27 protein-coding genes are annotated in these 21,731 nt (G+C 30.2%); 12 read left to right on the top strand and 15 right to left on the bottom strand.

What is annotated here, in order from left to right:
- Positions 1–104: 104 nt before the first annotated feature.
- The 4 genes from LG45_RS09310 to LG45_RS16100 form a co-directional block, all read right to left on the bottom strand.
- Complete coding sequence (locus tag LG45_RS09310) at positions 105–605, bottom strand: DUF5606 family protein (protein WP_035126429.1); 501 nt, start codon at positions 603–605, stop codon at positions 105–107.
- Between the two features lie 110 nt (positions 606–715).
- On the bottom strand, positions 716–1,303 hold the full coding sequence (def, locus tag LG45_RS09305; protein WP_035126427.1) for a peptide deformylase: 588 nt from the start codon (positions 1,301–1,303) through the stop codon (positions 716–718).
- A gap of 98 nt (positions 1,304–1,401) precedes the next feature.
- Positions 1,402–1,818, bottom strand: coding sequence for a Holliday junction resolvase RuvX (ruvX, locus tag LG45_RS09300; RefSeq protein WP_035126425.1), 417 nt, complete (start codon positions 1,816–1,818; stop codon positions 1,402–1,404).
- Between the two features lie 130 nt (positions 1,819–1,948).
- Positions 1,949–2,521 (bottom strand): META domain-containing protein, encoded by a 573-nt coding sequence (locus tag LG45_RS16100; protein WP_052087542.1) that lies wholly within the window; start codon positions 2,519–2,521, stop codon positions 1,949–1,951.
- 171 nt (positions 2,522–2,692) lie between these two features.
- Between LG45_RS16100 and LG45_RS09290 the strand changes: the two genes are divergently transcribed.
- The 3 genes from LG45_RS09290 to LG45_RS09280 are packed head-to-tail and all read left to right on the top strand — an operon-like array spanning position 2,693 to position 5,331.
- Entirely contained in the window at positions 2,693–3,508 is an 816-nt protein-coding gene (locus LG45_RS09290) for a 2,3,4,5-tetrahydropyridine-2,6-dicarboxylate N-succinyltransferase (RefSeq protein WP_035126423.1), read from the top strand.
- A gap of 11 nt (positions 3,509–3,519) precedes the next feature.
- On the top strand, positions 3,520–4,488 hold the full coding sequence (locus LG45_RS09285) for a Stealth CR1 domain-containing protein (protein WP_035126421.1): 969 nt from the start codon (positions 3,520–3,522) through the stop codon (positions 4,486–4,488).
- Positions 4,489–4,518: 30 nt separating this feature from the next.
- Positions 4,519–5,331 (top strand): glycosyltransferase, encoded by an 813-nt coding sequence (locus tag LG45_RS09280; protein WP_035126419.1) that lies wholly within the window; start codon positions 4,519–4,521, stop codon positions 5,329–5,331.
- An 11-nt stretch (positions 5,332–5,342) separates the two neighbouring features.
- Here the strand turns inward: LG45_RS09280 and LG45_RS09275 are convergent, their stop codons facing one another.
- Genes LG45_RS09275 through LG45_RS09265 form a run of 3 tightly spaced genes read right to left on the bottom strand, consistent with a single transcriptional unit; the run spans position 5,343 to position 7,923 of the window.
- Positions 5,343–6,146, bottom strand: a complete 804-nt coding sequence (locus tag LG45_RS09275; protein ID WP_422717885.1) for a glycosyltransferase family 2 protein — start codon at positions 6,144–6,146, stop codon at positions 5,343–5,345.
- 44 nt (positions 6,147–6,190) lie between these two features.
- Positions 6,191–7,003, bottom strand: coding sequence for a glycosyltransferase family 2 protein (locus tag LG45_RS09270; protein ID WP_035126415.1), 813 nt, complete (start codon positions 7,001–7,003; stop codon positions 6,191–6,193).
- Between the two features lie 50 nt (positions 7,004–7,053).
- Positions 7,054–7,923 (bottom strand): lysophospholipid acyltransferase family protein, encoded by an 870-nt coding sequence (locus LG45_RS09265; protein WP_035126413.1) that lies wholly within the window; start codon positions 7,921–7,923, stop codon positions 7,054–7,056.
- 72 nt (positions 7,924–7,995) lie between these two features.
- Here LG45_RS09265 and LG45_RS09260 point away from each other — a divergent pair, with 72 nt between their 5' ends.
- From LG45_RS09260 to LG45_RS09245, 4 genes are all read left to right on the top strand, one after another.
- Entirely contained in the window at positions 7,996–8,589 is a 594-nt protein-coding gene (locus tag LG45_RS09260) for an L-threonylcarbamoyladenylate synthase (protein WP_035126411.1), read from the top strand.
- Positions 8,590–8,683: 94 nt separating this feature from the next.
- Positions 8,684–10,111, top strand: coding sequence for a CCA tRNA nucleotidyltransferase (locus tag LG45_RS09255; RefSeq protein ID WP_035126409.1), 1,428 nt, complete (start codon positions 8,684–8,686; stop codon positions 10,109–10,111).
- Positions 10,112–10,179: 68 nt separating this feature from the next.
- Positions 10,180–11,199 (top strand): COX15/CtaA family protein, encoded by a 1,020-nt coding sequence (locus LG45_RS09250; RefSeq protein ID WP_035126407.1) that lies wholly within the window; start codon positions 10,180–10,182, stop codon positions 11,197–11,199.
- 41 nt (positions 11,200–11,240) lie between these two features.
- Positions 11,241–12,011: a CDP-alcohol phosphatidyltransferase family protein gene (locus tag LG45_RS09245; protein WP_035126405.1), complete on the top strand. Its 771-nt coding sequence runs from the start codon at positions 11,241–11,243 to the stop codon at positions 12,009–12,011.
- 56 nt (positions 12,012–12,067) lie between these two features.
- Here the strand turns inward: LG45_RS09245 and LG45_RS09240 are convergent, their stop codons facing one another.
- The 7 genes from LG45_RS09240 to LG45_RS09210 all read right to left on the bottom strand — a co-directional run bounded on the left by LG45_RS09240 (position 12,068) and on the right by LG45_RS09210 (position 16,664).
- A complete protein-coding gene (locus LG45_RS09240) occupies positions 12,068–12,664 on the bottom strand; it encodes a thioredoxin family protein (protein ID WP_035126403.1) in 597 nt (198 codons plus the stop codon).
- A 10-nt stretch (positions 12,665–12,674) separates the two neighbouring features.
- Positions 12,675–13,151 (bottom strand): TlpA family protein disulfide reductase, encoded by a 477-nt coding sequence (locus tag LG45_RS09235; RefSeq protein WP_052087541.1) that lies wholly within the window; start codon positions 13,149–13,151, stop codon positions 12,675–12,677.
- 61 nt (positions 13,152–13,212) lie between these two features.
- A complete protein-coding gene (locus tag LG45_RS09230; protein WP_035126401.1) occupies positions 13,213–13,968 on the bottom strand; it encodes a LytR/AlgR family response regulator transcription factor in 756 nt (251 codons plus the stop codon).
- A gap of 63 nt (positions 13,969–14,031) precedes the next feature.
- Complete coding sequence (locus tag LG45_RS09225) at positions 14,032–14,340, bottom strand: 2TM domain-containing protein (protein WP_035126400.1); 309 nt, start codon at positions 14,338–14,340, stop codon at positions 14,032–14,034.
- Positions 14,341–14,342: 2 nt separating this feature from the next.
- A complete protein-coding gene (locus LG45_RS09220; RefSeq protein WP_240471850.1) occupies positions 14,343–14,645 on the bottom strand; it encodes a 2TM domain-containing protein in 303 nt (100 codons plus the stop codon).
- 2 nt (positions 14,646–14,647) lie between these two features.
- On the bottom strand, positions 14,648–15,991 hold the full coding sequence (locus tag LG45_RS09215) for a 2TM domain-containing protein (protein ID WP_035126764.1): 1,344 nt from the start codon (positions 15,989–15,991) through the stop codon (positions 14,648–14,650).
- 46 nt (positions 15,992–16,037) lie between these two features.
- The gene (locus LG45_RS09210) at positions 16,038–16,664 is read right to left on the bottom strand and encodes a tetratricopeptide repeat protein (protein ID WP_035126396.1); all 627 of its coding nucleotides are present in this window, start codon (positions 16,662–16,664) and stop codon (positions 16,038–16,040) included.
- Positions 16,665–16,830: 166 nt separating this feature from the next.
- Here LG45_RS09210 and LG45_RS09205 point away from each other — a divergent pair, with 166 nt between their 5' ends.
- Entirely contained in the window at positions 16,831–17,073 is a 243-nt protein-coding gene (locus LG45_RS09205; protein ID WP_035126393.1) for a hypothetical protein, read from the top strand.
- On the top strand, positions 17,066–17,317 hold the full coding sequence (locus tag LG45_RS09200) for a type II toxin-antitoxin system RelE/ParE family toxin (RefSeq protein ID WP_052087540.1): 252 nt from the start codon (positions 17,066–17,068) through the stop codon (positions 17,315–17,317). Before LG45_RS09205 ends, LG45_RS09200 begins: the two co-directional genes overlap by 8 nt.
- A 45-nt stretch (positions 17,318–17,362) precedes the next feature.
- On the opposite strand, the gene LG45_RS09195 is transcribed toward LG45_RS09200, so the two are convergent.
- Positions 17,363–19,507 carry a TonB-dependent receptor gene (locus tag LG45_RS09195; RefSeq protein WP_035126391.1) on the bottom strand — a complete coding sequence of 715 codons (2,145 nt, stop codon included), beginning with the start codon at positions 19,505–19,507 and terminating at the stop codon, positions 17,363–17,365.
- 147 nt (positions 19,508–19,654) lie between these two features.
- On the opposite strand from LG45_RS09195, the gene gloA2 reads away from it, so the two are divergent.
- The 3 genes from gloA2 (at position 19,655) to LG45_RS09180 (ending at position 21,691) form a co-directional block, all read left to right on the top strand.
- Entirely contained in the window at positions 19,655–20,044 is a 390-nt protein-coding gene (gloA2, locus tag LG45_RS09190; RefSeq protein ID WP_035126389.1) for an SMU1112c/YaeR family gloxylase I-like metalloprotein, read from the top strand.
- 46 nt (positions 20,045–20,090) lie between these two features.
- On the top strand, positions 20,091–21,053 hold the full coding sequence (locus LG45_RS09185) for a lipid A deacylase LpxR family protein (RefSeq protein ID WP_035126387.1): 963 nt from the start codon (positions 20,091–20,093) through the stop codon (positions 21,051–21,053).
- 92 nt (positions 21,054–21,145) lie between these two features.
- The gene (locus tag LG45_RS09180) at positions 21,146–21,691 is read left to right on the top strand and encodes an IS1096 element passenger TnpR family protein (RefSeq protein WP_035126384.1); all 546 of its coding nucleotides are present in this window, start codon (positions 21,146–21,148) and stop codon (positions 21,689–21,691) included.
- Positions 21,692–21,731: the final 40 nt, after the last annotated feature.

The raw sequence follows: 21,731 nt of genomic DNA, 5'->3' as shown, positions 1-21,731 counted from the left end.
AAGTCTTAATACTTAATACTCCAATCTTAATACTCCTTGCAAAAATAAAAAATCCTACTACTCAAAATGAGCAATAGGACTTCTATTTATAAAAAAGTAATTAACTATTTTTTCGTTTTTGCTTTTGGTGCTTCTGTTTTAGCAGCTTTCGGCTCTTTTTTAGCCTTTACTTCTTCTACAACTTGCTCTTTTACTTCTTCTGCATTTGCAACTTTTGGTTCTTCTTTAGAAACCATTCCTTTTGCTTGAAGAATATTATACCAATTCATCACCTTTTTGATATCAGATGGATATACTCTATCTTCATCATAATCTGGAACAATAGCAGCAAAATATTCAATTAATTTTGCATTATCTTCTTTGTGAGAAATAGCTTGACCTTCATTTTCTTTAACCGCGATAGCTCTCATAATTTCTACAAGTGGCTTTTCTTCGCTATGCGTATACATAGAAATTTCTGACAACAAACTTACATTACTTCTCATTCCAACGGTGATTCTTTTTCCGTCAGTTAATGATTCTGCTACATATCCAGAACGTGTTTGAATTTTTAATTCATACAATCCAGGTTTTCCAGAGATTGCTAATATTTTTTCTATATTCATTTTCTAAAATTATTTAAAGCGGTGGCAAATATATCATAAAAGTTCAATTTCAAAAGCAATATCAATAATAAAATTTGTGAAATCTACTATCTGAAATCTGCTATCTAAATTTATCTTCCTTTTTTATTACAAAATCTCATTTTATAATCTGGTCTTGCTTTACCATCCATGATATTTTGTAATTTCTTTTTTATTAACGTACGTTTTAGTGTAGATATTTTATCGGTAAACAAAATTCCTTCAATATGATCGTATTCATGTTGTATTACTCTGGCAATCAGTCCATCGTAAACCTCTGTTTTTTTGTTAAAATTTTCGTCCAAAAACTCTATTGTAATTCTTTCGTTTCTGTAAACGTCTTCACGAACATCTGGAATACTTAAACAACCTTCATTAAAACTCCATTCTTCGCCATCTTCTTTAAGCATTTTGGCGTTTATAAAAGTTTGATTAAATCCTTTTAATTGTTCTTGTTCTTCTTTGGTTAAATCTTCGCTGTCGCTAAATGGTTCGGTGTCGATTACAAACAATCTAATTGCCAAACCTATTTGTGGTGCAGCCAATCCAACGCCATAAGCATTGTACATGGTATCGTACATATTTGCTATAAGATCTTTTAAATTAGGATATTCTGGTGAAATTTCTTCACACACTTTCCTTAAAACTGGATCTCCGTAGCCAACTATTGGTAGTATCATTTTACTGTAATATTTCAGATATTATTTTGTAAATATCAGATTTTTGGCAAAAGTAATCAAAAAAATAAATTTGATGATGCTATTTCGCGGTTTTACTTTTAAATCATCTTTCTGGTAAGATAATCTTGTAGCATAATTGTGGCCGCAATTTCATCGACTAATGCTTTATTTTGACGTTGCTTCTTTTTCAATCCGCTATCAATCATTGTTTGGAAAGCCATTTTAGAAGTAAATCTTTCATCAGATCGTTCCAATGGCATGTCTGGAAAAGCAGTTTTAAATTTGCTAACAAATTTTTCAATGATCGCCGTACTTTCAGAAGGCAATCCGTTCATTTGTTTAGGTTCACCAATTAAAACTTTAACTACTTTTTCTTTTAAAAAATACTCTTTTAAAAACGCAATAGTAGTTTCAGAAGGAATTGTTGTTAAGCCCGAAGCAATTATTTGCAACTCATCTGTAACTGCAATTCCTGTTCTTTTTATTCCGTAATCAATTGATAAAATTCTAGGCATTTTCTAATTTTTATACAAATATAATACATTGAATTATTTGAAATCTATTTTTCAAATTTTAATAAAATAAAAAAAGGTATTCTTAAACGGAATACCTTTTCTAACTTATATTGTAAAAATAAAAATCAAATTATTTAATTGACTCAAATTTTGCTAACATTGATTTACCTTTATGTAAATGCAATACGTTTTCTTCAATCATATAATTATCCGTTTTTTCGATAGTTGCAATGAAATTACTTTCAAAACTCATATTTGGACAAGCCATTTTCGTTCCTGCAATTTTTGAAAAAGCCAATTTGTTAGCAGCTTTCATTACAAAAGTTCCAGCAAAATTATTACAACCTGCATAAGCAGCAAATTTACCCGATTTAGAATCTAAATTGATAAAATAGTCCTTGTTGGTTGCGCTTTTTACTGCTTTTCCATTAAGCTCAACTAATTTCCATTTTGTTTCTGCTAAAGCATATCTACCGTCAGAAGGATCTGTAGTAGAAGTTGTAGTAGAAGTTGACATTTTGTTTAATAAATCTACATCGGATGAATCTACAACTGTGCTATCAACTTCATTTTCAGTAACAATATCTGTCGAATCTTGAGTAACAATTGTGTCATTCATAACATCAGTTTCAGATGTTTCATTATTTTTACAACTAACGATAGTTAAAAATGCAATTCCTAAAATAAAATAAAATTTTTTCATGTTTTTGGGTAGTAGCAGTTAGTGCTTACTGAGAACAAAATTACTTGGATGCAACTTAAATGCGTTATACAACTTTTTATTTTTGTTATATAATTTTTTAGTAAACTATAACCACGATGAACTTTGTATTCGAGAAAAAGATTTTATCTTTGCTTTTCAAATTTTACAACCATGACAGAAATACAATCTATTATAGAGAAAGCTTGGGAAAACCGAGAATTACTTAAAGACGAAACTACTTTAAAAACAATTAGAGAAGTTATTGCACTTCTGGATGCTGGAACTTTGCGTGTTGCAGAACCTACAAATTCTGGATGGCAAGTAAACGAATGGGTTAAAAAAGCAGTTGTGATGTATTTTCCAATTCAAAAGATGGAAACATTAGAATCGGGAATTTTTGAATACCACGATAAAATGTTGTTAAAAACAGGTTATGCTGAAAAAGGAATTCGCGTAGTTCCACCAGCGGTTGCACGTTATGGAGCTTATATTTCTAAAGGTGTAATTTTAATGCCAAGTTATGTAAATATTGGCGCTTATGTAGACGAAGGGACAATGGTTGATACTTGGGCAACTGTTGGAAGTTGTGCTCAAATTGGTAAAGACGTGCATCTTTCTGGTGGCGTTGGAATTGGTGGCGTTCTAGAACCATTGCAAGCTGCTCCAGTTATCATTGAAGATGGCGCTTTTATTGGATCAAGATGTATTGTTGTAGAAGGTGTTCGTGTAGAAAAAGAAGCCGTTCTTGGAGCAAATGTATGCTTAACTGCTTCTACCAAAATAATCGATGTTATTGGTGATGAACCTATTGAATATAAAGGATTTGTTCCAGCGCGTTCTGTAGTAATTCCTGGAAGTTATACTAAGAAATTTGCTGCTGGCGATTTTCAAGTTCCATGTGCTTTAATCATTGGAAAACGTAAACCTTCAACCGATTTAAAAACTTCATTAAACGATGCGTTGAGAGAATACGACGTAGCAGTTTAATAAATTCTATCATGGAAAAAAAGTTTAATATTGATGTCGTAATTTTATGGGTTGATGGCGAAGACGAAGCTCATAAAATTAAGGTTGCAAAATACTTAAATAATGTCGATTTATTAAATTCGAAAGGATTTAAAACTCGCTTCAATCAAAAGAATGAAATTAAGTATTGCGTAGATTCAATTTTAAAATTTGCTCCATATGTAAACAGTATTTATATTGTAACTGATAATCAGATTCCGCCTTTTTTAAAGGAGTCGAATTCTGACATTTACAACAAAGTTAAGATTATTGACCATAAAGTAATATTCAACGGATTTGACGAATATTTACCCGTATTTAATTCAAATGCGATTGAAACTATGGTTAGTAAGATTCCTAATTTATCAGAAAATTATATATGTTTTAATGACGATATGATTTTAATTAAGCCAACTAAACCAACTGATTTTTTTGATATAAATGGTATTCCAATAATAAGAGGTAAATATATGCCTTTCGAATCGGATAAATTTTTTAAAAAATTGGCCATAATTTTAGGTTTAAAAAAAATAAAAACAAAAGGATATTTAGGTTACAAACGCAAGCAAGATTTCTTTTTCAAATTAATGGGGAAATCTAATAAAATATGCGTTAATCATACACCTTTTTCTTTCAGGAAATCAACAATGGAAATTTTTTTCAAAATGAATCCTGATATCTTTTTAAATAACATAAAATTTAGATTTAGAAATGAAAATAATGCATTAACTCAATCTATATCTGCTTTTGAAGAAGTTAATAATAACGCAGCAATTTTAAAAAATGATTATCAACTGATTCAACTCGACTCACCTAAAAAAAATATTTTTTGGATTAAATTAAAACTTTATTTAGGTGAAAATAATCCAAAAAAAATATTTTTAAATATACAAAGTCTTGACTTATATTCAGTTTCAAAAGTAAATTATTTAAAAAACTGGTTAGATAAATTGTATCTTTGATAAAATAACTTATATAAAATTTAATTGATAATGAAATCTAGGCAAGTACCTTATTCTATATATTCTGAAGTAAAGTTAAGATTACTAAACACAAAAAAAATTAAAAATTTTGATGGTAATGAAATACCAGTTATCATTTCATTAACATCAATCCCTTTTAGACTTAATCGATTACATTTAGTAATAAAAAGTTTGCTTCTTCAATCCAGCAAACCAAAAAAAATTATTTTATGGTTAGATAATTCATTGCAAAACAAAATTCCAAATAATCTAAAAAAATTATATGGAGATATTTTTTCAATTGAATTTACATCTTTAAATAGTTCACATGTAAAATTAGTACCAACATTAGAGAAATATCCCAATGAAATCATTGTTACTTGTGATGATGATTTAGTATATGATAAAGACTGGTTAAAAGGTTTGTATGAAGAACATTTACAACATCCTAAAGATATTGTTGCCTATACTATACGACAAATTCAATTTGATGAAGACAACAACTTGTTACCTTATAATCAATGGAAATTAAGAGATTTATCTAAACCAAACACTTTTTTAGCTCTAGGTTATAATGGAATTTTGTATCCTCCAAACTCTTTACCTAAAGAAACTTTAAACTCTGAACTGTATATGAAATTAGCTCCAAAGGCCGATGATTTATGGTTTAAAGCAATGGCAATGTTGAATAATACTTCCATTAGAAAAGTGAAAGTTACACCAAAAGAAAATATTCCAATAATGGCAACTCAAAAAGTTTCGCTAAAAAAACAAAATATTGGAAAACTTAAAAACAATCAACAATGGGAAGCTTTAGTAGAACATTTTAATTTAAAATTATAGACAAAATTTTGTTATTTATTTATTCCAAAATCAGTCCATTTTTTATTTTGTTCTTTTGTTTCTTGTCTAATTTTTTTATTCTTGTTTATGGATTCTCTAGTAGCATAACCTCTTGGATGGTCTAAATGCAAACAAAGAGTACTGTATCGTATTTGAATTGGCTTTATACCAAAATTTACAAGTCTTTCTCCTAATTCACGATCTTGACCACCATATTGCATTCGTTCATCAAATCCATTTATTGCTAATAAATCTGATTTCCATCCAGATGCATTATGTCCATTCCATGATGGTTTTGTTGGAGTTATTGTATTTAAGAAACTAGATATCCATTTAGTTTTATTAAATTTTATGTTTTTAAAATTTGAAGTTAATCCTTTGGATTTTAACCAGTTTAAGTTAAAACATTTTTGAGTTTTTATATCTTCATTAGAAATTAATTTAGAAATATCCATAGGTAATTTAAAATAACCACCCGATAAAAAGTGTCCTTTTTTTCTAAACTTTTTATGCAATTCAACAAAATCATTTCTAGGAATACAATCACCATCTGTAAAAACTAAATAATCTGTGGTTGAAGCAACAATTGCTTTATTTAAAATTTGTGATTTTTGAAATCCATTATCAGCGTGCCATACATGGATAATAGGAATATCAATTTCAATTTTTAATCTATCAATTAATGCTTTTGTTGTATCTCGAGAACCATCGTCTGCAATTATAATCTCGAAATTCTTAAATGTTTGTACACTAAATCCAATGATTACTTTTTCTAACCATTCTTCTGAATTGTAGGTGCTAAAAATAACTGACATTTCCATAATCTCTATGAATTATTTATTATAAAATCAAACAATAATTAATGTTTATCTATACCGCATTCTATTCGGGTAATCTTATTAACTTTATTAAATTTTCTTATTTCTCGATTGAATTTTATTTTTTCTAAATCGGCATAACTTCTATCGTGGTCTAAGTGAATGCAAATTGCAGAATAACGAATTTGTTTAGATTTTAATCCTAAATTATAAAGTCGTTCACCAAGTTCTCTATCTTCTCCTCCATAAGACAAAAGTTCATTAAACCCATTAATAATTTCAATATCAGACTTATAACATGAAGAATTATGACCATTCCATGATCTTTTGGTTGGTGTAATCCAATTCATAAACTTTGTGAAATAACTATTTTGAAGTAATTTAGAAATCTTAAAGTTCAATTTTAAACCCTTCTTTAGCAACCACGAAACAGAAAAACACTTTCCTTCAATAATATCTTCATCATTAATTGATTTTGAAGTCACCATTGGCAACTTAAAATATCCACCAGATAAAAAATACCCTTTTTGTTTGTATTGATTGTGTTGCGAAACAAAATCTTTTCTTGGAATACAATCGCCATCGGTAAAAATTAAATATTCTGATGACGAAACAATAATGGCTTCATTTAAAATTCTACATTTTCTAAAACCAATATCTTCTTGCCAAACATACTTTATTGGATGCTTAAATTTTGATTGAAAAGAATCAACAACTTTTTTGGTTATTTCTTTCGATCCATCGTCGGCAACTATAATCTCGAAATCATCAAAGGATTGAACTGAGTATGCTAGTAACACTTTGTGCAACCATTCTTCAGAATTATAAGTTGAGATAATTATAGATAATTTCATTGTTACAATACTACAAAAATAAAATTGTAAGTTAAGGTTGCATATTAATTTTATTTTTTATGCTTCCATCTTTTATGAGTCCACAAGTAAAATTCGGGTGCCTCTTTAATTAAATCTTCAACTTTTTTAAGAAATAGCTCTGTAATTTGAAAATCTGGAATATCAGAAACATTTTCTGCGAGAACTTCAATATCAGCTTGATAATATCCTCGTTTTACTTTTTTTACTTTCAAAAAAACCATATTCATGTCAAATCTTTTTGATAGTAATTCTGCTCCCACATAAACTGGAGTTTCGATGCCCATAAAAGTACTCCAATACGTTTTTGGTCGTACTTGTGGTGATTGATCGCTAGCAAAACCGTAAACGCTTAAAATACCATTTTTACTATTCTCTTCAATTACAGATTTGGTCTCTTTTGTGGTAATCAAATAGGCTTTAAATCTAGAACGAATTTTACGTACAAGCCTATCAAAATATTTATTATTTACTCTTTTATAAATTCCATAACCTTTAAAAGTGATGTACTTATTCATTGACAAAACCCATTCATAACTTGCATAATGTGAGCATACTAAAGCAATACTTTTGCCTTTTTTCTCCAAATCTAAATAAACATCCAGATTAGAAAACGTAAATCTTTTTTCAATTTCTTTTTGAGAAATAGTCATCGTCTTTATCATTTCTAAAAACATGTCACACATGTGTGCGAAAAACTTTTTTTCAATTAAAAGGCGCTCATTTTCAGACAAATGAGGCAAAGCCATTGCAATATTTTCTCTAACTATTTTTTTTCGATAACCAAAAACAAAATAGACTAGAAAAAAAACAAAATCAGAAAAAATATATAATAATCTAAATGGTAGAATTGAGATTAAAAATAAAATTGGATATAAAATCAAAAATAAAACAAACTGCATTTCTTTTTTTTTGCAAATATAATCAAAAGAAAATTCTCAAAGTTTACATTATCTTTGCAAAAAAGTTTTTCCATGGATATTAATACAGAAGTTCACAACGCTTACGAAGTCATCAAGAATGGCGGAATTATACTTTATCCAACTGATACCGTTTGGGGAATTGGTTGCGATGCTTCAAATGCAGAAGCTGTAGCCAAAATTTATGCATTAAAAAAACGCGACGATTCTAAAAGTATGATTGTACTTATGAATAGCGAGAAAATGATGTATAATGTTTTTAAAGAAATTCCTGATTTGGCATGGGAAATTTGGGATTTATCCAACCCAGCTGATACTGATTTAGAAAAACAAAAAGCGACTACGTTAATATTAGATAACCCAAGAAATGTAGCTCCAAATGTTATTGCAGAAGATAAAACTCTTGGTGTTAGACTAGTAAAAGAACCATTTTGTTTCAAATTAATGGAACGCATGAAACGACCATTAGTTTCTACATCGGCAAATATTTCGGGTATGTTCGCCCCAAAAACTTTTAAAGAAATTAGTCCAGAAATTATAAATGGTGTTGACTATGTAGTAAATTTGCATCGCGATAAAGTTTGCAAAAATCCATCAACGATTATAAAACTTTCTTTGGATAATCAGGTTAAAATTATACGAAAATAATGCTTCGTTTGTCATTTCGACGAAGGAGAAATCGCATAAAATCAATAAGATTATGTGATTTCTCCTTCGTCGAAATGACAAAAAAGAGAAAACTATGAACTACACAAAAGCACTAAACAATCCAATTTTTAAAATAATTGCACAAGCAAGTCAAGAACTTAACGTTGATAGTTATGTTATTGGCGGTTTTGTTCGTGATTTTTTGCTTCAAAGAGATTTTAAAAAAGACATTGATGTTGTTGCTGTCGGATCTGGAATTGAGCTAGCTTTGAAAGTTTCTGATTTAATTCCGAACAAACCAAAAGTTCAAGTTTTTAAGACTTACGGAACCGCGATGTTGCGATACAAAGAGATTGATATAGAGTTTGTTGGTGCACGAAAAGAAAGTTATAATCAAGACAGCAGAAATCCTATTGTAGAAAACGGAACATTGGAAGACGACCAAAACCGTCGCGATTTTACCATAAACGCATTGGCTTTTTCTTTGAATGAAAAAAATTATGGCGAATTAGTTGATCCTTTTAATGGGTTAAGTGATTTAGAAAATAAAATAATCAAAACGCCGCTAAATCCTGACATAACTTATTCGGATGATCCTTTGAGAATGTTACGAGGCATTCGATTTGCAACTCAATTGAAATTTGAAATTGAAGCTGAATCGTTGGAAGCAATTTCGAGAAATAAAGATAGAATCAAAATTATTTCTGGTGAACGTATTGTGGATGAATTAAACAAAATTCTCTCGACCGATAAGCCGTCGATTGGATTTTTACTTTTGTACAAAACCGGATTATTAGACATTATTTTACCCGAATTAACTGCATTGAATAAAGTTGAAGAAATTGAAGGTCATACACATAAAAACAATTTCTATCACACTTTAGAAGTTGTCGATAATATTTGTCCGAATACAGACGATGTTTGGTTGCGATGGTCAGCTTTATTACATGACATTGGAAAAGCTCCGACAAAAAAATTCAACAAAAAACAAGGTTGGACGTTTCACGGACACGAATTTCTTGGCGGAAAAATGGCTAAGAAAATCTTCGAACGATTGCACATGCCGTTGAACAATAAATTAAAATTTGTTCAAAAAATGGTCACTATGAGTTCACGTCCAATTGTTTTGGCAGAAGATATTGTAACTGATTCAGCTGTAAGACGTTTAGTATTTGATGCTGGTGAAGATGTAGATCATTTAATGACGCTTTGTGAAGCCGATATTACGACCAAAAATCCGAAGAAATTTAAGAAATACCACGATAATTTTGATATTGTTCGCAAGAAAATTATTGAAGTTGAGGAACGCGATCACGTACGTCAGTTTCAACCACCAATTTCGGGTGAAGAGATTATGGAGCTATTCAATTTGAAACCTTCAAGAGAAATTGGAATGCTAAAAGAAGCTGTAAAAGAAGCTATTTTAGATGGGAAAATTCCAAATGAATATCAAGCTGCCTACGATTTTGTGATGAAAAGAGCTGAAAAATTAGGCTTGAAAAAAGTGGAAAATAATAAGTAAAGATTAACTTTTGTTAAATCAGTTAATCAAAGTATTAAAAATAATTTTGCATAAAATTTACTTCTCCAATGAAGAATAACAAATCAGTCATTTACTGGCTACTTTCAGGTTGCATTTTACTATTTATCATGGTTACTGTTGGTGGAATTACACGTTTGACCAATTCAGGACTTTCAATGACCGATTGGCATTTGGTAACCGATACTTTTCCGCCATTAACCGAAGAAAAATGGCAAGCCGCATTTGATGAATACAAGAAATTTCCTGAATATCAAAAGATAAACATTCATAATGATTTCCAACTTTCCGATTATAAATTTATTTACTTCTGGGAATGGTTTCACCGATTTATTGGAAGAATTATCGGTTTGGTATTCATTATTCCGTTCGTTTATTTTTTAATCAAAAAGAAATTAAATTCTGAAACGATAAAAAAATGTATCATTCTTCTAGGAATGGGTGCATTTCAAGGTTTTTTGGGATGGTTTATGGTGAAAAGTGGTTTAATTGACAATCCAGATGTGAGTCATTTTAGATTGGCATTGCACTTGACTTTTGCTTTTATAACATTTGCTTACACACTTTGGGTTGCTTTGGATTTAATTTATCCAGATAAAAATGAAGTAAATAAAACTCTTAGAAAGTATGCTCGAATTGCCATTGTTTTTCTAGTTATTCAAATTATTTATGGTGGGTTTGTTGCTGGATTAAACGCTGGATTAATTCACAACCATTGGCCATTGATGAGTGAAGGCCAATTCCTTCACGACAGCGTAATTCTTGAGAAAGATTCATGGTTATTACGATTAACCGAAGGTAAAAGTGGCGTTCAATTTGTGCACCGAACAATGGCTTATGTTGTTGTTGGATTGATTCTATTTTTATATTTTCAAAGTAAGAAATTTGCAGTTTCAACGCAACAAAAAAACGGACTTAACGCATTGGTTTTCATTGTTTTTTTACAATTTTTATTAGGCGTTTTAACCTTATTGTTTGGCGTTCCAATGTGGTTAGGATTAACACATCAGATTATGGCTTTCATTTTGTTAGCGACTATGACGTACACCTTACATCGCTTATCAAAATAAATTTTAGACTATATTGTCGCAGTTCTATTTAGTAACTTTAAATGTCAAAACTTACAGCTCAAGATAAATTTCTTGACTTATCCGATTACGGAAGACCTTTTGGGAAATTCCTTGCTAATCAACTTAAAAATACACGCTTTACTCCTATTCATGTTACCATTTTGTTTGGTATTTCGGGTTTGATTGCGATTTATTGTATTTTAAATCAGCACTATTTTTGGGCTGGATTTTTCATCATTTTAAAATCTGGAATTGATGCAGCCGATGGCGAATTGGCTCGACTAAAAAATACTCCTTCTTATGTAGGAAGATATTTGGATAGTGTGTTCGATATCATTCTGAATTTTCTATTTCTGATGACCATTTGTTATGTTTCTAAAACTACAATTTGGTTTAGTTTACTGGCTTTTATAGGAATACAGTTGCAAGGAACGTTGTACAATTATTACTATGTGATTTTAAGAAATAAATCGGTTGGTGGCGATGCTACTAGCAAAATATTTGAATACAAATCACCAAAAGCTTTGCCTGGAGAAACTCAAAAATCAGTCAATATTTTATTTAAAATTTACACAATTGTATATGGCGTTTTTGATAAAATAATTCATGCATTAGATCAAGATGCTTACAAAGTAAAAACGTTTCCCAATTGGTTTATGACCTTGCTTTCGTTGTACGGATTAGGATTTCAATTGTTAATAATTGCCATAATGTTGCCTTTGGGATGGATTGAATATATTGTTCCATTTTTTATAGCGTACACCTTATTGATTTTTGGTTTGATTGGAATTAGGAAAACTTTTATTCACTAATTCACAAAAAAAAGAGTGAACTATTATAATTCACTCTTTTTTTATTTTAGAAATTTCTATTTTTTAACTTTTATAGAACAACCTATTGCTTTTGTCATAGAAGGATTTGCTTCTTGATTTTTTTCTAAAGCTGCGATGGCATTTTCTAAATAACGCTCTTTAACAGCAGCTGCATCATCAACATTATCGTCAATAGCGCCAATGTATTTTACGGTTAAACTTTTATCTAATAAAAATACATGTGGCGTTTTTGTGGCTCCATATTGAGGATAAATTTTCTGACCTTCGTCAAATAAATAAGGAAATGTAAAACCTTTTTCTTTAGCTCTAACTTTCATTAAATCAAAACTATCTTCCGGTTGTGCTGCAGGATCATTTGGGTTTATTGCTATCAATTCGTAACCAAGAGATTTGTATTTTTTGGCCAATGCCACAATTCTGTCTTCATATTTTACAGCAAACGGACAATGATTGCACGTAAAAACTACAATAAAACCTTTAGCATCTTTATAATCTGCCATGCTGTACATTTTTCCGTCAACCGACTTCAATTTAAAATCAGTTGCTTTATCTCCAACTTTGTAACCCGCAGGTAAGCTTGAGAAACTCATTACTACTAAAGCAAGTAATGCTACAATTCCGAACTTTTTCATACTTTTTAATTTATTGATTAATAGATTTATTTACGTGATTATTTAACTCTTCAAAACTGCTGAAATCACTTTCAACAAAAACTCTTTTATCACCATTAATTATCAAAGTTGCAGGAATAGAACCCGACCAATCTTCATCTACTTTAGAAATCCAATTGTTATAATCTTTTGCTGCCAGAAATGTAGTAATAAAGGTGTATTTCTTTTTCTTTAAAAAAGTTTTCAATTTGGTTTCGAAATCTTTCTCAAAATCTAAACTTACTGTGATTACTTTTACCGCTTTATTTTGGTTGTGCAATTGCTCAAAATAAGGCAACTCTTTTATACAAGGTGCACACCAAGTTGCCCAAAAGTTTACAACTAATGGTTGTGATTTGTTTTCTTCAAGATACTTTTCAAGTTCATCATACTTTTTAAAAGTCGTAACTTCTTGAGCATTTGATGAAAATCCAAACAAGAGCAACAGTGTAAAACAAAAATATCTCATTATCTTTTTTTCAAAATTAATGAGATATTCGTTTGTACACTTGTTAATTAACAAATCTTTATTATCCTAACCAGGTTTTAAAATCGCCCACTTTTTCTCGGGCAACAATCACTTCATCGTCTTTATAGGTTGGCAAAATTACTTTCAATCGTGAGTTGCTGTGCATTTGAATTTCTTTAATTCCTTTTAACGGAATGATGAACTTTCTAGAAATGCGGTAGAAATCTTTTGGATCCAATTCATTTTCTAATTGTTCTAAAGTGTTGTCCAACAAATAATCTCTTCCTTCAAATGTATGAAGATACGTTCCTTTGTTTTCGCTGTAAAAACATTCGACTTCATCAATAGTTATCATTTTAAGTTGTTGCCCCATTTTAATAGTGAATCGTTTTTTGTATTCTCTATCGATTGGGTTTATCAACATCTTTTTTATCATTTCAAAATCCAATGATAAATTCGGAACAGAAACATTTCTTGCTTTAAATTTATTGACAGCAGTTTCCAAATCTTCTTCATCAATTGGTTTTAATAGATAATCAATACTATTTAATTTAAAAGCTCGCAACGCATATTCATCATAGGCAGTTGTAAAAATTACAGCACTTTTTATATCGATATGTTCAAAAATTTCAAACGATAATCCATCCGAAAGTTGAATGTCAAGAAATATCAAGTCGGGATGTTGATTGTTGTTAAACCAATTAATTGATTCTTCTACAGAATGCAACATTTGATTTACTTGCAATCCAAGTTTTTCAACCTTGCGTTGCAATAATCTCGCTGCTGGCTTTTCGTCTTCTATGATTATTATGTTCATTAATTAAAATGGTTTAAAAGTTTAGAAAAAGTTTAAAGTTTAAAAGGAAAAACATAAATCTAATCACTGCCATTTATTATTCTTTTCCTTCTCCATAAGTTCTTTAATTTTTCGTTCTTCCCAATTTTTACCAAGAAATATATCTGGTCCAAAAACAGAAAGAAAATGAGATAAAAGTCCGATTCCCCAAAAGAATGCCGTGAAAAAATTTTCGAATTGAAAATAACTTTCTCCTTTATCAAGACCTTGAAAATTAATAATCACAATCATAATGTTGATCACGATATATACAATTAAATGGGAATAAAAACCTTTAACTTTTTTTACCCTTTTAAGAGCGTTTTCATATTGAATTTGTTCGTTTGGTGTCATAATTATTGGTATTTATTTGACTTACTTTTTTCTTCGTCCATATACTGTTGCAACTTTTTTTCTTCCCAATTTTTACTCATAAACGGAAACCAATTAAAAACTTTTACAGCGTGAAAAAACAAACCCAATCCCCAACCTAACATCGAGTAAACAAACCATAAATGTTCTGGAGTGTATTTTAAATTTATAAAAACTAAAACACACATAATAACAATATAAGCCATAAAGTGAACATAAAACCCTTTGATTTCTTCCACCTGTTTTTTGGCTTTTTGATATTTCTCAAAATCTGAATTCGAGTCCATAATTAGTTCCATTTGTTGTTTGTATTATTTTGTTTATTCAGTATTTCTTGAATTTTCTTTTCTTCCCAAGTTTTACCAAATCCGAAGGTTTCAAAAGCATGGAAAGTTAATCCCATTCCCCAACCCAACATTGGAAACCAAAACCATTGGAATTTATGTGGTGAGTTTAGATTGATGATAATTAATATCGGAATTACAATGCAATACGATGTAAGATTTCCATAAAACCCTTTTAGTTTTTCTACTCGTTCTTTTGCTCTCAAGTAAGAAGTAGTTTCGTTGTAAGTATTTGTTGTATTCATGATGCTTATCTGTTTTGTTAAAATAGGTAAATAAACTGCAAACGCTTCTTTGTTATCGTCAATCAAGACTTTTCGTTCCGACAGAATTGCATATCGGCTTACAATATTTTGAAGTCCGACTCCTTTTCTGTCTTGCAAAACTTCTTTCTTTTGCAGATTATTTTCAACTACTAAAAAATTATCTTTTATGTAAATTTTAATATGAAGTGGTTTATTTTCACTAACCACATTGTGTTTAATTGTATTTTCTAACAATAATTGTAATGACAATGGAACGACTTTGGCATCGGAATTATCAAAATTTTCGGGTAACTCAAAAGTTATGCTGTTTTCGAATCGCATTTTTAGCAAATTCATATACGTTTTTGCGAACGCTAATTCTTCGGTAACAGTAACTAATTCTTTGTCTTTTTGTTCTAAAACGTATCTGTAAATCTTTGATAATGAAGTTGTAAAACGTTGTGCATTCTCAGGATTTTCTTCTATTAACGAGCTCAAAACATTCAAACTATTAAAAAGAAAATGCGGATCGATTTGGTTTTTTAAGCTTTCAAATTTAGCGTTGGCAGTTCCAGCGATTATCTTTTGTTCCTTAAGTTTTGTCTCTTGATAATATTTGTAGAGATAAATTATATGAACCGCTGAAATAATTACAAAAGTAAAAACCGATGCAATGATATAATTGGATGGTGATTCATTCTCAATAAAATTGGAAAAAGTCTTGCCTTCAACTACTACATCTTCAAAAACTCGCAACAAAAAAATTACAGTTAGAGATAATACAAATGATAGAGCAAACCCAATAAAAATTCTTCTTTTAGAAAATCGTTCTTCCTTAAAAACAGAATCTAGAAAAATAAACAAAGACGTATTCGCTAAATGGAGTGAAACCGTATAAAGTATTGTATAAAGAAATGTGAATTTTAGATTTTCATCAAATTTTAAACTTCCTCCATTTAATACATTTATCAAAGTAAGCACACAAAAAATGCCTAATCCAATTAAAAAAGCTCTCGGAAATTCTCTTATATATCTATTTTTCATCATTCTAGTATAGCAATTTTATCAAAAGTAATTCTTTGAAATTAAATTATTTACCGCAGTTTTTCAATGTTTCTTGCGCTCTATCTAAACCCCAAGATGGATGAAACTGTGATTCTGGCTTAAATTTAGCAAATAATTCGATAGATTTTGCAACTTGCTCACACATTGGTTTGGTATCTGTTCCCCAATACTGTGCTCCACCAATTTCAAATTCGGCTTTTCCAAAAACAGCTCTTGGATTTTCTGGAGCTAATTTAATTGCTTTATCATACAATTCGATTGTTGGAGCAGAAAGTTTCATACCGTTTGTCATTGGATCTTGAACGATTAACGCTGTGTTAATCATGGCTTGCATAATTAAAATTTCTGGATTATTTGGCGAAATTAATTCGGCTGCATCCAAAGCCGTTTGTGCTTTGTTAATTAATGCAGTTGCATTTTTAGCATTTGCTGGATTAAAAGCTTCGGTTGTATTTACTAAAGCTACGTAATAATTCGGCAGCCAATTTGTTTTTTCTACCGATGCAATTCTTTCAAATAAAGCCGATGCCTCTGTTGCGTTGCCTGAACCCCAAGTTCCTAACGCTTTTCCCATTCCTTGTTCAAATTGTTGTGCATTTGCCGATAAAACGGTTGCTACAAATACTACTAATGTTGTGATAACTTTTGTCATGATTTCTATTTTTTTAAATTGATATTGAAATTGAATTTGTTGTTATTTCTGATGTAAAAGTATTGTGTTTGTATTGGTTGTGAAATTTATACTTACCGAAATGTTGATTTCTTAGGATGAATTGTAAACAAATGATTTTTTTTGTAAATTTGATAAAAATACAGTTATGAGTTCAGCAGAATTAAAATTAAAATTATTTAGAGAAATTGATACTCTTGAGAAGTCCAAATTGGAACAAGTTTATGGATTATTCGTTAATTTTATAAATAAAGAAAATGACACTGAAGAATGGAATTCATTATCAAAATCGCAACAAAATGGGCTAATTGATGCTATTGAAGAAATGAATTCTTCTGAAGGAATTGACCATAAAACCATCATGGATAAATACAAAAAGAAATATGCGTAAACCAATAAAATGGTCTTCGCATGCAGATGAAGATTTTGCCAAATTACTTGAATATTTGGAAAATCGTTGGAACAATACTGTTTGTTTAAAATTCATATCTAAACTAGATTTTTGCATTGATTTAATTCATAAAAACCCAAATCAGTTTCCGTTTTTAAACGTTGAATTTCAAATAAGAAAGTGTGTCGTGACAAAGCAAAACACACTTTACTACAGAGAAATGAAACAAGAATTGAAATTTTAAGATTGTACGACACGCGTCAAAATCCTGATACATTAAAATTCTAATCTACAAATTATTCAGCTGATTGTCCTTTTTATTTTCACTGATGGTCCAAAAGAATCCCACGAAGAAAAATCGATCTGCTGTTGGAATTATTGCTTTTCTTTGAAAAACTCCATTAGAATCTGGTGAATTTGCATAATCATAACCAAACACGTTTTCTGTTCCTAAAATATTACTAATCGAAATAAATAATATCTTTTGTTGACTTAACAAATAAGCCCAACTCATACTCACGTTATTGTAATTTTTGGTTTTTCCGTTCATGAAATCCATTTCATTCGGATCATCATAAGGACGACCAGAATTAAAACTGTAAGACAATCCAACACTTGATTTCCAGTCATCTATCCAATATTTGGTCACTATAGAAAAGTTATTTTTGGCTACAAAACTTGGAGTAACTTCGGCTTCATAATTTTTATAATCACGTTTGGTATCGATGTACGAATACGAAATCCAATATTCTAAATTCTTAACCGATTGGTTATCTCTCCAAAAAACATCCAATCCTTTAGCAAAACCAAATCCGTTGTTGTTATAATTCGAATCGTATTGTGCAACTTGCGTATCATATTTTACCAAATCTTTGTAATCCTTAAAATATACTTCCGTTCTAAAAGTGCGTTTGCCTTTGTTATATTGGTAATTCAAAATATAATGTGATGCTCTTTCGTTAGTAAAATCAGAATTAAATTTCAAATAATCTTGTCGTGGCGCTTGCTCAAATTCTCCATAAGCAAATGAAAACTGACTTGATTTACTCACTTTATATGCAATTGAAGTTCGAGGAGAAATTGAAGTCTCATCCAATAAATCATTATTTACAGCTCGCACTCCAACTTTCATTGCCAATTTTTTAGAAAAGAAAATATCGGCTTCTGTAAATGCTGCAGCAATATTCGAATTGTACCCTGTTTTATCAGTTATAAAAGTATATTTTTCATCAAATTTTGTAATGAAATAATCGGCTCCAAATGACAACTTTACTCTATCAGATAGTGATTTTCTGAGTTTTAATTTCAAATGCGAAGCATGTTCTGTATTATCGATTCTTTGATTATCCAAACCAATTTTGTTGTTTCCTAAACCATAACTTAAACCAGTTGTTAACTGCCAATTCGAACCAAAATTTCCTTTGTATGAAGCATTTACATACAAATTGTTATTCTTCAAATCAACTCTAGTTTTAGCAACTGAATTAATACTTTCTTGATTTAAATCAAATCTTGATGCGTCAAAAGCTGCGTATAATTTAAACAATCCTCGTTCCAATTCATAACGATAAACTACTTCACCAGAAAGTGATTGAAACGCTTTATTCCAATCCACATTTTGCGGAATTGCCACTTGATATGGTGCCAAATCAATATAAGCCGTGTTGAAAGTTAGCGAACTTTTTTTCCATTTTTGAGTATTTGCCAAACCTAAACCTACCGTCATAAAAGAAATATCTGTTTTGTTTTCGGTTGCCATATCAGTTGTGTTTAAAAGCAAAACACTTGATAACGCTTCGCCATATTCCGCAGAATAACCACCAGTTGAAAACGAAATTCCACTAAAAAGAAATGGTGAAAATCGTCCACGAGTTGGTAAATTTTGAGTTGTTGAGCCAAAAGGTTGTGCTACACGAATTCCGTCAACGTAAGTTTGTGTTTCATCACTTTCTCCACCACGAACAAACAATCTTCCGCTTTCGCCAACGGTTTGTGTTCCAGGTAAAGTTTGCAAAGCTGAAACAATATCGCCATTAGAACCAGCAGTTGTAACAATATCAAGTGGTTTTAAAACGGTATTTTTAGATTTATCTCCTGCTTCAAAAGTTCCTGCGTTGATGACTACAACATCCAAGGAATTCATACTTTCTTTAAGTTTGAACGTTTTGTTTTGGTAATTTTCAATATCAATTGAAGTTTTCAGAGTTTCATTGGAAAGAAAAGAAATTACTAAAATTTTAGTTCCTTTTTCTGAAGTTGTAAAAGTGAACTCACCATTTTCATTAGAACTTGCTCCATCATAAGTTCCGTCGATAAAAATATTTGCTCCAGCAATAGGATTATTTTTTTCATCAACTACTTTTCCAGAAATTTTATTTTGAGAAAATCCTAGAGTTGAAATTAGTGCGATTAATAATGTAAGTATTGTTTTCATTGTTGATTGGTTTTTGATGAAGCAAAGTTGCAGTAACTAATCTTAAAAATAAATTTGTATTTACTGAATTGTAGAATTACATGGATGAATTGTAAACTACGTGAAAATTCGTTTGCAAAAATTGTAATTTTGTAACTTTACTAAATCATGATACAACTAAACAAAATCCACCATATTGCCATAATTTGTTCCAATTATGAGATTTCGAAAAAATTTTATACTGAGATTTTAGGTTTCAAAATCGTTTCTGAAGTATTTCGAAAAGAGCGCGATTCCTATAAATTAGACTTGTCATTAAATGATACTTATTGCATCGAATTGTTTTCATTTCCAAATCCGCCACAAAGAGTTTCACAACCCGAAGCTTGTGGTTTACGGCATTTAGCATTTGAAGTAAATGACATCGAGCAGACTAGAAATTATTTGATTTCAAAAAATATAAATTGTGAATCAATTCGAATTGATGAGTTTACTGAGAAAAACTTTTTCTTTATCGCTGATCCTGATGATTTACCAATTGAATTTTATGAAAAGTAATTTGAAATAATCAAACTTTCAAGTTCTTATTTTCGTAGATGATATTATGAAAAATATCATTTTTACTTTAGTATTTGTATTTGCAATTTCAAATATTCTGTTGGCTCAAAAAATAGAAAACACTGCTTCGTTCAGAGACATTAAAAGTGATTCCTACTTTAGGTTTAATTATGATAATGACTATTTTGGTTCTACCGATGAAAACTACACACAAGGTTATAATTTTGAATTAGTTGCTCCTTTTTTAGAAAAAAATCCAGTTAATAAATTATTCTTAAAACCTAAAAATTCGGAATTTAAATACGGTTTATCCATTGAACATATTGGTTTTACGCCTTTCCGTATCGGAAGTCCCGAAATTCAACTGGACGACCGACCATTTGCGGCAGCGATAATGCTAAAAAGTTTCTCGATTGCAACCGATACCATTCATAAATCGCGATTGGTTTCTACTTTAAGTATTGGGTTAATTGGTCCTGGAGCTTTTGGGAAAGAAATGCAAGTTGGAATTCACAAAGCCACTGGAAACACTATTCCGTTGGGTTGGCAAAATCAAATTAAGAATGATGTTGTGCTGAATTACGAATTGATTTATGAAAAGCAACTTGTTCGATACAACGATTTATTTGCTTTAAATGCAAACTCAAAAATGCAATTCGGAACCTTATTTACCAATGCATCGGTTGGATTTAATACCAGTTTCGGAATTATAAATTCGGCTTTTACCTCGGTTAAAAGTAAAAATAAATTTCAAGTGTATTTGTTTTTACAACCATCAGTAAACGTAATTGGATATGACGCCACACTTCAAGGCGGATTATTTAATGATAAAAGTCCGTACACCATTTCTTCTAATGCTATTGAACGATTTACGGCTCAAAGTAATTATGGTTTAATTCTGCAAACCAAAGCATTGTATTTTGAATATTTCATCACGCATCTAACACGTGAATTTAAAACTGGATCATCAGCAAAATATGGTGGAATAAAAATTGGTTTCAAATTTTAAATACCAGATAAAATCTTATTAACAAATCGAAAATCTGAAATCTAAAATCTAAAATTTAATTTTACCTTTGACGCTTTATTAAAATTTAGATTATGGTTTATAAATTTAGAGTAATTCTAGATGCTGAAGAAGATATTTTTAGAGATATTGCTATCCTTCAAGACGACACTTTAGAAGATTTGCACAACGCTATCGTTAATGCTTTTGGCTTTGACGGATTGGAAGTTGCCTCGTTTTATACTTGTGATGATACTTGGAATCAAGAAGATGAAATTCCGATGTTTGATGCTGGAGATATTCCTGGTGAGAATAAAATTATGAGCGATTATCAATTGGCAGATATTTTAGATACTGACAATACCAAAATCATTTATGTATATGATTTCATAAATATGTGGACATTTTTGGTCGAATTAGCTGCTGTTGAAGAAACGATAGAAACTGGAGTTATTTATCCAAGTTTATTATTTTCTCACGGAGAAATGCCTGCTGAAGCCATGGAAAAACATTTTCAAGCCGATTTTGAAGAAGAAGAAAGCTACAACGAATTTGAAGACGATTTAGACGAAGATGATCTTGATGCTTTTGGAAGCGACGATAGCTTTGAAGACTATGGATTTGAGGAAAATTGGAATTAATTTTCAGAAGATAGAAAAAAGAGAAAAGAAAAAAGACTTC

Origin of the sequence: Flavobacterium aquatile LMG 4008 = ATCC 11947, from assembly GCF_000757385.1 — a bacterium.
Lineage (GTDB): Bacteria > Bacteroidota > Bacteroidia > Flavobacteriales > Flavobacteriaceae > Flavobacterium > Flavobacterium aquatile.
This window is presented reverse-complemented; position numbering and strand designations above follow the sequence as displayed.

What these genes read in the sequence shown, in the direction of transcription:
- LG45_RS09310 (WP_035126429.1), bottom strand. Translation starts at nt 605, where the DNA reads ATGAATATAGAAAAAATATTAGCAATCTCTGGAAAACCTGGATTGTAT.
- def (WP_035126427.1), bottom strand. Translation starts at nt 1,303, where the DNA reads ATGATACTACCAATAGTTGGCTACGGAGATCCAGTTTTAAGGAAAGTG.
- ruvX (WP_035126425.1), bottom strand. Translation starts at nt 1,818, where the DNA reads ATGCCTAGAATTTTATCAATTGATTACGGAATAAAAAGAACAGGAATT.
- LG45_RS16100 (WP_052087542.1), bottom strand. Translation starts at nt 2,521, where the DNA reads ATGAAAAAATTTTATTTTATTTTAGGAATTGCATTTTTAACTATCGTT.
- LG45_RS09290 (WP_035126423.1), top strand. Translation starts at nt 2,693, where the DNA reads ATGACAGAAATACAATCTATTATAGAGAAAGCTTGGGAAAACCGAGAA.
- LG45_RS09285 (WP_035126421.1), top strand. Translation starts at nt 3,520, where the DNA reads ATGGAAAAAAAGTTTAATATTGATGTCGTAATTTTATGGGTTGATGGC.
- LG45_RS09280 (WP_035126419.1), top strand. Translation starts at nt 4,519, where the DNA reads ATGAAATCTAGGCAAGTACCTTATTCTATATATTCTGAAGTAAAGTTA.
- LG45_RS09275 (WP_422717885.1), bottom strand. Translation starts at nt 6,146, where the DNA reads ATGTCAGTTATTTTTAGCACCTACAATTCAGAAGAATGGTTAGAAAAA.
- LG45_RS09270 (WP_035126415.1), bottom strand. Translation starts at nt 7,003, where the DNA reads ATGAAATTATCTATAATTATCTCAACTTATAATTCTGAAGAATGGTTG.
- LG45_RS09265 (WP_035126413.1), bottom strand. Translation starts at nt 7,923, where the DNA reads ATGCAGTTTGTTTTATTTTTGATTTTATATCCAATTTTATTTTTAATC.
- LG45_RS09260 (WP_035126411.1), top strand. Translation starts at nt 7,996, where the DNA reads ATGGATATTAATACAGAAGTTCACAACGCTTACGAAGTCATCAAGAAT.
- LG45_RS09255 (WP_035126409.1), top strand. Translation starts at nt 8,684, where the DNA reads ATGAACTACACAAAAGCACTAAACAATCCAATTTTTAAAATAATTGCA.
- LG45_RS09250 (WP_035126407.1), top strand. Translation starts at nt 10,180, where the DNA reads ATGAAGAATAACAAATCAGTCATTTACTGGCTACTTTCAGGTTGCATT.
- LG45_RS09245 (WP_035126405.1), top strand. Translation starts at nt 11,241, where the DNA reads ATGTCAAAACTTACAGCTCAAGATAAATTTCTTGACTTATCCGATTAC.
- LG45_RS09240 (WP_035126403.1), bottom strand. Translation starts at nt 12,664, where the DNA reads ATGAAAAAGTTCGGAATTGTAGCATTACTTGCTTTAGTAGTAATGAGT.
- LG45_RS09235 (WP_052087541.1), bottom strand. Translation starts at nt 13,151, where the DNA reads ATGAGATATTTTTGTTTTACACTGTTGCTCTTGTTTGGATTTTCATCA.
- LG45_RS09230 (WP_035126401.1), bottom strand. Translation starts at nt 13,968, where the DNA reads ATGAACATAATAATCATAGAAGACGAAAAGCCAGCAGCGAGATTATTG.
- LG45_RS09225 (WP_035126400.1), bottom strand. Translation starts at nt 14,340, where the DNA reads ATGACACCAAACGAACAAATTCAATATGAAAACGCTCTTAAAAGGGTA.
- LG45_RS09220 (WP_240471850.1), bottom strand. Translation starts at nt 14,645, where the DNA reads ATGGACTCGAATTCAGATTTTGAGAAATATCAAAAAGCCAAAAAACAG.
- LG45_RS09215 (WP_035126764.1), bottom strand. Translation starts at nt 15,991, where the DNA reads ATGAAAAATAGATATATAAGAGAATTTCCGAGAGCTTTTTTAATTGGA.
- LG45_RS09210 (WP_035126396.1), bottom strand. Translation starts at nt 16,664, where the DNA reads ATGACAAAAGTTATCACAACATTAGTAGTATTTGTAGCAACCGTTTTA.
- LG45_RS09205 (WP_035126393.1), top strand. Translation starts at nt 16,831, where the DNA reads ATGAGTTCAGCAGAATTAAAATTAAAATTATTTAGAGAAATTGATACT.
- LG45_RS09200 (WP_052087540.1), top strand. Translation starts at nt 17,066, where the DNA reads ATGCGTAAACCAATAAAATGGTCTTCGCATGCAGATGAAGATTTTGCC.
- LG45_RS09195 (WP_035126391.1), bottom strand. Translation starts at nt 19,507, where the DNA reads ATGAAAACAATACTTACATTATTAATCGCACTAATTTCAACTCTAGGA.
- gloA2 (WP_035126389.1), top strand. Translation starts at nt 19,655, where the DNA reads ATGATACAACTAAACAAAATCCACCATATTGCCATAATTTGTTCCAAT.
- LG45_RS09185 (WP_035126387.1), top strand. Translation starts at nt 20,091, where the DNA reads ATGAAAAATATCATTTTTACTTTAGTATTTGTATTTGCAATTTCAAAT.
- LG45_RS09180 (WP_035126384.1), top strand. Translation starts at nt 21,146, where the DNA reads ATGGTTTATAAATTTAGAGTAATTCTAGATGCTGAAGAAGATATTTTT.